Annotated in this window: 12 protein-coding genes; 8 read left to right on the top strand and 4 right to left on the bottom strand. The window is 55.4% G+C overall.

Translation table 11 applies throughout. The features are described 5' to 3' along the window. Positions 1-25: 25 nt before the first annotated feature. The gene (locus AC2TCY_RS07400) at positions 26-577 is read right to left on the bottom strand and encodes a PepSY domain-containing protein (RefSeq protein ID WP_480846526.1); all 552 of its coding nucleotides are present in this window, start codon (positions 575-577) and stop codon (positions 26-28) included. Positions 578-766: 189 nt separating this feature from the next. Here AC2TCY_RS07400 and AC2TCY_RS07395 point away from each other — a divergent pair, with 189 nt between their 5' ends. After that, entirely contained in the window at positions 767-1759 is a 993-nt protein-coding gene (locus AC2TCY_RS07395) for a hypothetical protein (protein ID WP_480846525.1), read from the top strand. 1402 nt (positions 1760-3161) lie between these two features. On the opposite strand, the gene AC2TCY_RS07390 is transcribed toward AC2TCY_RS07395, so the two are convergent. From AC2TCY_RS07390 to AC2TCY_RS07380, 3 genes are all read right to left on the bottom strand, one after another. Then, entirely contained in the window at positions 3162-3599 is a 438-nt protein-coding gene (locus tag AC2TCY_RS07390) for a hypothetical protein (RefSeq protein ID WP_480846524.1), read from the bottom strand. 322 nt (positions 3600-3921) lie between these two features. Then, positions 3922-4338, bottom strand: a complete 417-nt coding sequence (locus AC2TCY_RS07385) for a methylglyoxal synthase (protein WP_480846523.1) — start codon at positions 4336-4338, stop codon at positions 3922-3924. Continuing rightward, positions 4322-5263, bottom strand: coding sequence for a GntR family transcriptional regulator (locus tag AC2TCY_RS07380; RefSeq protein WP_480846521.1), 942 nt, complete (start codon positions 5261-5263; stop codon positions 4322-4324). The genes AC2TCY_RS07385 and AC2TCY_RS07380 overlap by 17 nt, the downstream gene beginning before the upstream one ends. A 393-nt stretch (positions 5264-5656) precedes the next feature. On the opposite strand from AC2TCY_RS07380, the gene AC2TCY_RS07375 reads away from it, so the two are divergent. The 7 genes from AC2TCY_RS07375 (at position 5657) to otnC (ending at position 12509) form a co-directional block, all read left to right on the top strand. Beyond that, on the top strand, positions 5657-6643 hold the full coding sequence (locus tag AC2TCY_RS07375) for a Bug family tripartite tricarboxylate transporter substrate binding protein (protein ID WP_480846520.1): 987 nt from the start codon (positions 5657-5659) through the stop codon (positions 6641-6643). Positions 6644-6707: 64 nt separating this feature from the next. After that, complete coding sequence (locus AC2TCY_RS07370) at positions 6708-7139, top strand: tripartite tricarboxylate transporter TctB family protein (RefSeq protein WP_480846519.1); 432 nt, start codon at positions 6708-6710, stop codon at positions 7137-7139. 12 nt (positions 7140-7151) lie between these two features. Then, a complete protein-coding gene (locus AC2TCY_RS07365; RefSeq protein WP_480846518.1) occupies positions 7152-8693 on the top strand; it encodes a tripartite tricarboxylate transporter permease in 1542 nt (513 codons plus the stop codon). A 50-nt stretch (positions 8694-8743) separates the two neighbouring features. Next, positions 8744-9829, top strand: coding sequence for an isocitrate/isopropylmalate dehydrogenase family protein (locus AC2TCY_RS07360; protein ID WP_480846517.1), 1086 nt, complete (start codon positions 8744-8746; stop codon positions 9827-9829). A gap of 90 nt (positions 9830-9919) precedes the next feature. Further along, the gene (locus AC2TCY_RS07355; RefSeq protein ID WP_480846515.1) at positions 9920-10603 is read left to right on the top strand and encodes an aspartate/glutamate racemase family protein; all 684 of its coding nucleotides are present in this window, start codon (positions 9920-9922) and stop codon (positions 10601-10603) included. Continuing rightward, positions 10597-11874: a 3-oxo-tetronate kinase gene (otnK, locus tag AC2TCY_RS07350; protein ID WP_480846514.1), complete on the top strand. Its 1278-nt coding sequence runs from the start codon at positions 10597-10599 to the stop codon at positions 11872-11874. Before AC2TCY_RS07355 ends, otnK begins: the two co-directional genes overlap by 7 nt. Then, positions 11871-12509, top strand: coding sequence for a 3-oxo-tetronate 4-phosphate decarboxylase (gene otnC / locus AC2TCY_RS07345; protein WP_480846513.1), 639 nt, complete (start codon positions 11871-11873; stop codon positions 12507-12509). Before otnK ends, otnC begins: the two co-directional genes overlap by 4 nt. Positions 12510-12514 lie beyond the last annotated feature (5 nt).

The raw sequence follows: 12514 nt of genomic DNA, 5'->3' as shown, positions 1-12514 counted from the left end.
AGACCTGCTGACAATAATTCAGCTATCATTTTTTGCCGCCACCATTACCGCCGCCGTTGCCGCCACCATTACCGCCGCCGTTGCCGCCACCATTGCCGCCACCATTGCCGCCGCTGTTACCGCCGCCGTTGCCGCCGCTGTTACCGCCGCCGTTGCCACGGCCGTTTCCGTTATCCTTGCCGCCGCGATTGCCTTTGTTGCCAGAGTTTCCGCGCGATGTAGCCTTCGCCGAGTTGCTTGAATTCGACTTGGCAGCTTCAGATATCTGGCGTCCGACACTGGAACGATTGGGCACGACAACGCCGGTTTGCGCATTGACAATAACACTGACAATTTTGCCGTTGGGTTTCTTGACCAGGATACGATAATAAACTTTGTCCGCCTGGAATGCACGTGCGTCGACAGGGGTGCCGCCAAATGCTTTTTCGACCCCTTTTATAACAGATTTCAGACGAATGGCTGTACCGGATGCAGTTGCCTTACGCAGCTCGGATTGCTTTAGCTCACGCGCAGCCGCATACCCCTCTCCGGGTTGGAGTAGGGAAATCAGAAACACGATTGCGAAGATAGTCTTCATCCTCGGCACTCTACACTGTGCAATTGTTGTGTAAATGTACAGACCGCAACGTGAACTGATGATGAACGGTCAGTTCCGCGTGGGTTCAACCAAGATCGGGTCAAGTAAAAAAGTGGGGTATTGATTCCAGCGCGCTCTGACAGCGTGAGAAATCCGATAGCCAGATGCGCTTGATTGACGAGGATTGTGATGAATACCAAGACACCAGACCTGTTAAAAGCTGCAGCCATCGCAATAGCCCTGCTAGGCTCGACCGCGATTGTGGGAACTTTAGTTTTTCCTGATGTTACTTTCGCAAAGGAAGGCAAAGGAAATGGAGGCGGAAAGGGCAACGGCGGCGGCAATGGTAATGGCAACGGCGGCGGCAATGGCAATGCCGGCGGACAAGGTGCAGACAAAGCCAAAAGTCAAAAAGCTGCTGGAAATTCCAATCGCAAGAGTTCTGCTGCCGGAGGTTCGCGGACAAAAGGGGCGAAAGGTGGCGGGTTCTCCCTGAAGACACTCTTTGGCGGTAAAAAACCTCGGACCGAGGTAACAAAAACGAAACAGGAAAAGATTCGTGTCACGCGTGATCTGGAAGAACCAGTTCGTACTGAGGCGCGCCCGAAGGGAAACAAGATGGCCGCACTTTTAGGAGTGCATCCATCCGAACTGGGGGCATTGAACGCTGCAAATGCAAGTGAAAGCGCTCTGACAAACGCATCGCCGAATTCGCGGGTCGGTCGCATTGCAGCCTATCGCGATGCGGTTTTGATCGGCGATGAATTGCGCGATGACCTGGAAGAGAAAAAGACCCTTCTTGAAAGTCTGACACCGCCCGATCGGTCGGTCACGGAAATCGAGCAGGATCTCGAATCGGCCTTGTCCGATGTGCAGGACAAACAGGATCGCGTGTCTGAATTGGAAAATGCGCTTGAAGATGCCGGGGGGACCAACCCTGACATTGAGGCAGAGCTGGACCAGGCCAGATCTGACTTGCAGGATTCAGTTGATACTGCTGACTCTCTGACCAAAGAACACCAGGCTGCGGTTGAGTATGACGAAACGGTTTCCGAGGTCGCGGACCTGACAGAGCTTGCCGATGGACAAGCTGTCACAGAGCGTGAGGCATTGGAAAACGCGGCCAACAAGACCGTGACAGATGAAGTTGAAGCAGCCGTGAAATCTCTGCTCGGCCTTTGACGTTTAATACCTTTGCCCTGCTGCTCACGGAGGCAAGGCAAGCTGGGCCAGCCAGGCGATCGTTGATCATTTGGCTGGTCCAGTCGGTTCCAACTCACTGGCCAAGGATATCTCGCTGACTTTATGGTCCGTATTCGGATCCTGTTACGTCTGCATGGGAAAGCCCGCTCTTGTCAAAAGAGCGGGCTTAGACTTTTTGGTTTTCCGGGAAGGACGAACCGAAAAACCACCGACATGCATTTTAGGGTTCAACCGTCCTTCAATGCCTCTTCCAAACTCTTGGTATGGATTGTCGCCAAAAGTGCACTTTCGATCGGAGGGAAGCGACCACTATTGGATTTAGTTGAAGTTACCAACTCGCAGCTCCGAGCATTCGTCGAGGATTGCAAAATTGCGGGCGTACGAAGCAATGCAACCTCGATGGCAGTCTTGTTCATGCGTTTCCCCTTCAATGTCGCCGAGCGTTCCCAGTTTCGCTCGGTTAGGTGAAAGGTAGTATGACGAAGTCGGTTGAACACTCAACGAATACATTGTTCATGTTCTGTTAACGTTGTTCTAAAATTGACAACAAACGGCAATTTGTGTGCGAACAATTTGGCGCATAAATGTAATTCAAAAGTATTAATTTTCTTTGATGCCGATGAGGTTCCTGATTCCTACATAAAGCGGTATTAGGCAAATAACGCTGCATGCGGATGGTTGGGCTGGCTCTGGTATTCAACATACTTTCTGTTGCGTATCTATCTGAACTTTAATAGATTTTCGCTCGACATCCGCTTCTTGACGCCCGCCCGTTTTTAAGCGGTATTCAAGGTGAGCCAGAAGGCACAGAACTCGCTGAGTTTATGTAAACCGATTTCTGCGGCTGGATAAGGAAGACGGCGCACGGATAACGCTGGCTGATTTGGATTTTGCTCGGATGTACTAAACGTGAATCGCACAATGTTTGCTATATGCCTGCATTCGCATGCACGTAGAACGGGATCGTAAAATCTCCGTAAGGTATTGAATTTTGTTACTAAGTGGCGCCCACACGGAGCACATAAGAATACAGTAAGGGTATATTTTTAGGTCATAAATTTTATCATCAAACCTAATGATACGCCGAACGGTACTCACAATGGCGAGATTGCCTCGCCTGCATTTGCCGTGAACTTACCGCGAAGATTCACCGAGTAGGGGCCAATTCTGACCTCGAATTCAACTACGCCCACAAAAACTGGTCGTTTATATGATCCGAGCTTTGCGATCAATCTGACAACGAGCCGGCTTCATAGGTTTGAATATCAATGGCAATGATCCGGCCATTCGCTGATGCGTACTTAAGTGACCGCTTTGCGGACGAAGCTGCCGTTGGCTTTACGGTCGGCTTTTTGGAAGTTCGCCGCTGGCAGATGATAATCTAGCGGCGAGGAAGCCGCCTCTCGGCTTCACTTATCAGAGTGTAATTCGTCGCCCAAACAGCCTCGAAAAGCGGGACTGACTGGTCGTGGTACAGCTCTATCGCCAAGCCCAAATCGCTTGCGTTCAGTGCCTCGGCAATTGAGTTCGACAAGTCAACGACCCGCAACATATGGTCCACTGCTTCCAACAATCGCGTTTTCTCTTGGTCACTCAGGTTCTTGTTACTTCCCACGCGAGACGAGAGGCGCTTGAATTTTGGAAGCAGCAGGCTTTCAGCGGCTTCGCCCAATAGGTCGGCGCGTGTGCCATAAGCCAGTTCACCTTCGTTCCAACCGCCTTGGACAGCGATTATCGCATTGGCTTGTAGATAGTAGAGATGCCGACTGTCGTGCTCGAACGCACGAATGAGCCTGAGCGAGTTTTGAATTCTGATCATTTCATCGCGTTCATCACTATCGGATTGGCCGTATACGGGAACCGAGTAAGTAACCGCCAAAGTAGCGCAAAGTACAATCAATGATATCACCGTGGTTTTCAAAGCCGCCCCCTCCCACAAGAAAAGTGCTTAAAATGGTTGATGCCGATTGTACCAGAATTCAACGAGGAGTCTGCTTCGGGCTCTGAGCGGTCGTTCGTCGAATTGTGGTGAGTAACCGCATTGCGGGACAAAACCGACATTGACTTTATTGGCCTGAATGACCCCTTAAAGCCCCAGCTGGAGACATTCATTTTCAGCAGGTTGGGCGGAGAAAGAACCCTCAGGCTGTTTCGGCGGTTTCAATGCCGGCCGCGCGAACCATCAATGTTGCGCTTGCTGGGTTGATGGCCAGAGCAGTGTTATAAAGAGTGGCCAGCCGCAGCAGGGACTTCACATCAACATCATGGGGCAAAGCTGAAAGTGGGTCGATCAGGAAGACCAAAGCATCCAAATGCCCCTCGGCAATCATTGCACCGATCTGGGCATCGCCTCCGAGTGGGCCGCTTTTCAAACAGGAGATCGGTAACCCGGTCTCTTTGGCGATACGCCCGCCGGTCGTGCCGGTGCCGAACAACTCCATCCTAGACAGTTCGGGTTTATGCGCATTCGCCCAATCGATCATCTGATCTTTCATCTGGTCATGCGCAACCAGCGCCATCGAACGGATCGTGGGCGGAGTTCTAGCGTCTTGTGACATGGCTTTGTTCGGTCTCCATTGGGTTGTCCGCCGCCCAGCTCCAGGCCAGTGGCGATTTGCGTTTCAAGGCACCGCTCAGATGCTGGCGCATACGGTAGGAGGCATCGGCAACATTGCCGCGTTCCAGAAGTGACAGGATCTCGAGATGTTCAGAGCATTGCTCGATCAAGCGTTCGCGATTGACTTCAGCCCTGTACTCCATCAGGCGGCGCATCCTGTTGACTCTCTGAAGAGACATCAGGAAAAATGGATTGCCTGAGAGTTTGATAAGCTCTTCATGAAACAGCGAACCGTTCATCAGCAAAGACTCGTCTGGTGCAGAGTTCAGGTCCATGTTCAACATGCCTTCCTGAATTCGCCGCTGTTCATCCAAGACTTTATGATCGAGCTCAAAAGTGGGTTCGAGCATGGCAGTGGGTTCGATCGCCATTCGAAATCTATAGATCTGATCGAAAGCTTCTGGGGTTTTGGCAACCGGCAGAAGACGCCAGCCGTACCCCTCTTTCCGTTCGGCCCAGCCTTCCCGGGACGCCCGCGCCAGAAGGTCGTTTACCTTGGTTTTGGTCCAGCCATATTGCTGTCGCAGAAAATATTCTGTGACGTCCTCGGGAATCTGGTTTGTCAACCAGTCATTGGCAAGGATCTGATAGTCTTCATTTCCTTCGGGTGACGCATTGGCCAAGGTCGTATTGATCTTGGAGGGGATTTTGTCTGCAACAAAGTACCCACGGTTTGGCTGCCGGACGAGCACCTTCTGGTCCTCAAGGTGAATCAGAGCCTCACGCACTGGCGTGCGTGAAACACCGTATCTATCGGCGACCTGCTGGGCGCTGACATGCTGTCCCGCAAGAAGAGAGCCGGACACTATGTCATGCAGCAACCTGTTTGAAATCTTCTTTGTAAGCTCGCTTGTTCGTCCTGACATCCTAATCACCGTTCGACAGTGTTGTGCTGCTCTTCAGATTGCATCCAACCTTCGAGAACCCCCCAGTTATCTGGATTTGTAAGCTATAAAAACCAAAAAATTGGATTTAGGTCTACTCTTTTCTCCAGGTGACGCGCGCCAATAATTGGTTTTTTGCTCACGAGACAAGATCAGGGCTAGCTCTACAGATTGAGTAGATAGGTACTTTTTTGTTTTTTTTCAATTGTATAACGATATCATCGCCGGGAGACACCAAGCCGATGATGATCATTATTTGAATTTTTAACGTTACAAAAGCAAATCTAGATTGGCTTTTTGTGGCTTGATATGCAATCAATGTTGCCAGTGCGAGATTCGCGCTACCGAACATCGAAAAAATGGGAGGACCACCTCGTGTTCAAGAAACTTACGCGTGCAAGCGCTTTCGCAACCGTTGCTTTGCTGGCCGGAGTAGGCGCCGCATCCGCTGAATTTAAAGCTGAAAGCCCGCAGTGCATCGCCCCGTCCAACCCGGGTGGTGGCTGGGACTTCATCTGCCGTACAACCGCCAAATACCTTTTTGATCTGGGTGTCATCGAAGATTCGATGCAGGTCACCAATATGTCGGGCGGCGGCGGCGGTGTTGCCTTTGCCCACGTTACGAAAGAGCGCAATGAAGACAATAACCTGATCGTTGCAGCGTCGATGTCGACCAGCGCACGTATCGCGCAGGGCATCTATGAGGACGCGACGCAGGATGACGTACACTTTCTGGCGACCTTCGGTGCGGAATATGGCGCCATCGCTGTGCGCGCAGACTCGCCCTTCCAGACGCTAAAAGACATGATGGACGCGATCTTGGAAGATCCGCGTTCGGTCGGTATCGCTGGCGGCTCGTCGGTTGGCAGCTTCGACCACATCAAGCCCATGCTGGTGGCACGCGAAGCAGGAATGGAAGATGTCACGCAGCTGAAATACGTCTCGTTTGACGGCGGCGGCGAAGCAATGACCGGCCTACTTTCGGGAGCGACCGAAGCCCTGTCGGGTGACTTCTCGGAAATGCTGGGCTTCTTGGAATCGGGTGATATCCGCATCATCGGCATCATGGCACCCGAACGTCTGGCAAACTATCCGGACATCCCCACCGCAAAAGAGCTTGGTTATGACGTCGTTGGTGCGAACTGGCGTGGTCTCTACATGCCCGCAGGCGCCTCAGACGAAGCGAAAGAGTTCTGGTCGAACGCCATCAAGACCATGGTTGCCGACCCTGGCTTCCAGGCAACGCTTGAAGAAGCTGCAATCGCACCCTTCAACAACTTCGGCGACGATATGCACAACTTCGTGGCTGGCAGCATCGCAGATGTGACCAAGCTCTCGAAAGAGATTGGCATCATCCAATAACGCGACACCGGGGCTGGTCGAATAGACTGGCCAGCCCACCACACATCAAAAAAGGGAGGAGAAAATGAGTGACCGCATCTTTGGCGGCTTTGGTTTGGCGCTTGCCATCTTCTATATCTGGGCCGCGTCAACGATCAAAGACAGCTTCATGGTCGATGTGGTTGGTCCGCGTGCGTTCCCCTATATCGTAGGTTCCATCGTGGCGCTTTGTTCGCTCTATTTCATTCTGCGCCCCGATGACGAACCGGAATGGCCGCATATGCGCGAGTTTGCCGAAATCGTCTTCGCGGCGGCAGTCATGTTCGCTTACAGCTGGGCGCTTCCCGAAGTCGGCTTCCTGATCTCCACCGTATTCGCAACGGCTTACCTGACGCGGCGTCTGGGAACGCAACCCCTTTGGTCGCTTGTGACAGGGGTCTGCACCTCGGTTGGTATCTACGTCGTTTTCCACCTGATCCTCGGCCTTGCTTTGGCCAAAGGTCCACTCGGTTTCTGAGGAGCGATACCTATGGAAATTCTGTCTCTTCTTGCAGATGGCTTTGCCATCGCACTCACCCCGCAGAACCTGCTGCTGGCGGTCATCGGCTGCTTTCTGGGAACGTTGATGGGTGCACTTCCGGGTCTTGGCCCGGCCAATGGTGTAGCGATCTTGATTCCAATCGCCTTCTCGTTGGGCCTTGGCCCAACCGCATCGCTGATCCTTCTGGTCAGCGTCTACTACGGAGCTATGTATGGCGGGCGGATCAGTTCGATCCTGCTGAACATTCCCGGCGACGAACCAGCGATGATGACCTGTCTTGATGGCTATCCGATGGCCAAGCAGGGCAAGGCGGGAGAAGCCCTGTCGCTGTCCGGCGTTGCCTCGTTCGTAGGTGCCTTCGTGGCCACCTGTGGTCTGGTCGTTTTGGCCCCGCAACTGGTGAAGATCGCCCTTCTATTTGGCCCGGCCGAGTATTTCGTGCTGTTCACGGTGGCTTTTGCGACCCTTGGCGGTATCTCGTCAACCAATCAGGCGAAATCGGCATTTGCCGCAGCGCTGGGTCTTGGCATCGCCATGATCGGCAGTGACAGCCAGACCGGCTCGCAGCGTTTCACGTTTGACCACGTACATCTGTATGACGGCATCGACTTCCTGATCGCAATCGTCGGCCTGTTCGCCTTAAGCGAAGTGTTCATCTTCCTAGAGCATCACCGCGGCGGCGCTGTCGGCTCGGCCGGTGCGACCAAGGTTGGCCGGATCATGCCAGACTTCAGCATGATCAAGCGTTGCATCCCCTCGATGGTACGCGGTACGGGTCTGGGCTTCTTCTCGGGCGTTTTGCCAGGCGCGGGCGCGTCGCTGGGCTCGTTCCTGGCTTACTCACTGGAAAAGCAAGCGGTTGATCGCGATGGCAAGACCTTCGGCAAAGGCGATCCGCGCGGCGTCGCAGCACCTGAAGCGGGCAACAACGCGGCCTCTGGCGGTGCGCTGGTGCCTATGTTGGCTCTGGGTGTACCGGGTTCGGGGACCACGGCGGTTCTGCTGGCAGTCCTTTTGCAGTTGAACATTACCCCCGGTCCGCTGCTGTTTTCGAAAAGCCCGGACATCGTCTGGGGCTTGATCGCCTCGTTATTCCTAGCAAATTTCATCCTGCTGGCCATGAATATCCCGCTGGTAGGCATCTTCACCCGCGTGCTGATGGTTCCGACCCGGATCCTGATGCCGATCGTCGCGATGATTTCCTTCGTGGGCATCTATTCGATCACAGGCTCGACCTTTGACGTGATGCTGATGGTGGGCTTCGGGATTGCTGGCTGGGTTCTGCGTAAACTCGACGTGTCTCTGGTGCCCGTGATCCTTGGCATCCTCCTGGGCAACCAGATGGAGGTAAACCTGCGCCGCGCCATGACGATCTCGGATGGCGACTGGTTCATCCTCGTCGGCAGTCCCCTGGCCATCATCCTGTGGCTTGTCGCAATCGCCGGCTTCGTGCTGCCCATGCTGATGGGGCGTCGCATGAAGAAGCGGATGGAAGCCGCGCGCGATCAAGAAGAATTCGTCGGCGACTAAGCCGACACCCTCAACGAACTAGGCCAATTGGCCGATCATAGGAGACTAATATGCGTATCATGACACTGCCCTGCGATGGTATCGGGCCGGAAATCATGGCGGCGACCCTGGAGGTTGTCGAAGCTGCAAACAAACGCTTTGATCTGGGGCTGACCTTCCACGAAGAAGAAAGCGGTTTTACCAGCCTGAAGAACCACGGCATCACCCTGCGGGAGGAGGTTCTGGACCGCGCCCGCACCGAGTTTGACGGCGTGATCCTGGGCACCCAGTCACACATGGACTATCCGCCGGTTGTCGAAGGTGGGCGCAACGTGTCGGCTGGCTTCCGCATCGGGCTGGACCTCTATGCAAACGTCCGTCCCGCACGCACCCGCAGCTTCATCCCGAACAAGGCGCCGGGTATGGATCTGGTGATCATGCGGGAAGCCACCGAGGGCTTCTACCCCGACCGCAACATGTACAAGGGTGTGGGCGAGATGATGCCCGATCCCGACATGGCGCTCTCGGTACGCAAGATCACCCGCCACGGCTCGATGCGGATTTGCCGCGAAGCATTCAAGCTGGCGATGCAGCGCAACAAGAAGGTCGCGGCGATCCACAAGGCGAATTCATTCTTGATGACCGACGGGCTGTTCCTGGACTGCTTCCGCGAGGTGGCCAAGGATTTCCCCGAGGTGGAAACTGAAGAGCTGATCGTTGATGCTTTCGCCGCGCTTCTTGTGCGTAAACCCGAGGCCTATGACGTCGTGATTGCCACCAACTTCTATGGCGATATCCTTTCGGATCTGGCGTCGGAACTGTCCGGATCCTTGGGTCTGGCCGGGTCGATCAATGCCAACGCTGAAACCGGTCTGTGCTGTGCTCAGGCGCAACATGGATCGGCGCCGGATATTCAAGGGCAGAACGTCGCCAACCCGACCTCGTTGATTCTGTCGGCGGCCATGATGCTGACCTGGCTCGGCGAACAGCGCGGCATCCAGAAGTTGATGGATGCGGGTCAGGCAATTGCCGACGCCGTGGACTCCGTGATCGACGTCTCGGAAAACCGCACCCGTGACTTGGGTGGATCCGTAAACTGTGACGCCTTTGGCTCCCTCGTCGCAGATGCCGTTGCACACGAAAACGTTGCGGCTTGAGGTTCTTCCTTTCGGGCAACTCTTGCCCGCAGTTGTTCAGCGGCACCGCCCTTCTCGCTGTGGTGTCGCCGATTTTATCAGGACGCAAAGATGATTGACCAGCCCCGCATAGCGCTTATCCACGCTACAAAAGTCGCGATTGATGCCATCGAGGACGCTGCCGAGAAGCTTTGGCCGGAAGCCGAGACGATTTCGATCCTTGAAGAGGGTCTTTCGTTGGATCGTGCGAAATCGGCTGAACTGTCAGGTGACTTACTACGCCGGATCATCGATCTGTCGCGCTATGCTGAAGCTGCCGACGCAGATGGCGTACTATTCACTTGCTCGGCCTTCGGTTCCGCCATCGAACGCGCTAACCGCGAGGCCAGTATTCCCGTCATGAAACCCAACGAAGCCATGTTCGAGGCGGCATTCTCCCACGGGGACCGCGTCGTCATGCTGTACACCTTCCCCCCCGCCGCCGGTGGGATGGAGGATGAGTTCCGCGAGGCAGCCCGCGAGAAAGGCAGCACCGCACAGATCACCTCGGTCTTTTGCGAGGGCGCGCTGGACGCCAAAAAGGTAGGTGACGACGGCGCTCATGATCGGTTGATTGCCGACACTGCTGCCATGATCGCCGATGCTGATGTCATCCTGTTGGCGCAGTTTTCCATGGCCAGCGCTGCGGATGCGGTGCGCGCATGCACTGACGTTCCTGTCCTGACCAGCCCGGAGGCCGCGATTGAAGAAATCCGCCGCCGGATCGAACACAATACAGAGGGTCAAACATGCTAATTGGCGTTATCGCAGATGATTTCACTGGTGGCAGCGATGTTGCCAACACCCTGGCCAAAGGCGTTGACGGCGAAGGAGGTTTGAGAACCGCCCAGTATCCCGGCATTCCAACAGGCCCCGCTGCACCGGATATCGACGCCGGGGTTGTCAGCCTGAAATCACGCTCGAATCCGGTCGAAGATGCGGTGCACGAAAGCCTCGAGGCACTTAACTGGCTATTGGATCAGGGCTGCGAGCAGATTCTGTTCAAATACTGCTCGACCTTCGATTCCACACCTGACGGAAATATCGGCCCAGTTGCCGACGCTCTAACCGCCGTGCTGGACGCGCACGGTGTGGTGGTCTGCCCGGCCTTTCCGACCACCGGACGCACGGTCTATCAGGGACATCTGTTTGTGGGTGACGTTTTGTTGAGCGAAAGCGGGATGCAGAACCATCCACTAACCCCAATGACTGATCCCGACCTGCGTCGCTGGTTGCGTCTGCAAAGTAAAAACGCGGTCGGCCACGTACCGCTGTCCATAGTTCTGGCTGGACCTGAACAGATCCGCGCGGCAATAACGAATTCCGCCGAGAAGTATATTGTGGCAGATGCTGTCTCGGACGAGCACCTACTAACCCTCGGCGAGGCACTTCAAGGCGTTCCCTTGGTAACGGGCGGCTCCGGGATCGCTCTGGGCCTTCCGCGCAACTTCATTCGTAGCGGCATGGCCGAAGCCAACACCCCCACCGCCGAGGGCACATCGGGGCCTGAAGCCATTCTGGCGGGGTCGTGTTCCGGGGCGACACGCGGCCAGCTGGCCGAACACCAGAAATCTCATCCGACTTTCGCCATCGACGTACCCGGCGTCATGAAGGGCACGGTAACCGTGGATGCCCTGCTGGGCTTCATCGCCGAGAATAGCGGCAATGCCCCTCTGGTCTATTCCTCGGGCGCCCCCGACGAGGTGAAAGAGATTCAGGCCAAGTTCGGTCGCGAAGCGGTGGCCGAGACTTTGGACGCTTTGTTTGCCGACACCGCCCGTACGCTGGTGCAGCGCGGCTATCGCCGGATTGTTGTGGCGGGTGGTGAAACCTCGGGCGCGGTGGCGCAGGCCGTGGCTGGCGAGCTGGGCGCGCCTGCGATGCGCATCGGGGCAGAAATCGATCCCGGCGTTCCTGTGCTGACTTTAGGTGACAATCAGCCAATTTCGCTTGCGCTGAAATCGGGCAACTTTGGCGCACCGGACTTCTTCGCCAAAGCGTTGCGCATCATGGAGAGGCAGAAATGAGCACCGAAGCAGACCTTCGCCAACAGATGTCGGATCTTTGTGCGTCCCTGTTCACGCGGGGCTTCTCGGTCGGGACGGCGGGCAACGTATCAGCCCGCCTGCCCGATGGCATCTTGATGACGCCGACCAATTCTACTTTGGGCGCGATTGATCCCGACCGGATCAGCAAGATCGATCTGGAAGGCGGCCATGTCGCAGGCGACCGTCCGACCAAGGAAGTGTTCCTGCATCAGGCCTTCTATGAAACCCGTCCGCAGGCGGGTGCCGTGGTGCATCTGCACTCAACCTGGGCGACCGCGCTGTCCTGTTTGGATGACACCAATCCCAATGACTGCATCCCACCACTGACACCCTACGTTGTCATGCGTGTCGGCACTGTGAAATTGGTTCCCTATGTCAAGCCGGGCGACCCGAAATCGGGCGACCTGATCCGCGACCTTAAAGGCGCCTATAGCGCAGTTCTGCTGGCCAACCACGGCCCCGTGGTTTCGGGCAAGGATCTGTTCTCGGCCGTGTGCGCGGCAGAAGAGCTGGAAGAAACCGCCAAGCTTCTAGTGGCACTGCGCGGACAAAAGACGCGCTTCCTTAGCGAGGCCAACGTGGCCGACCTGAAAGCAACATACTCAAATATGTGAGGCCG

This window comes from Ruegeria sp. HKCCD7181 (assembly GCF_057221055.1).
This window is presented reverse-complemented; position numbering and strand designations above follow the sequence as displayed.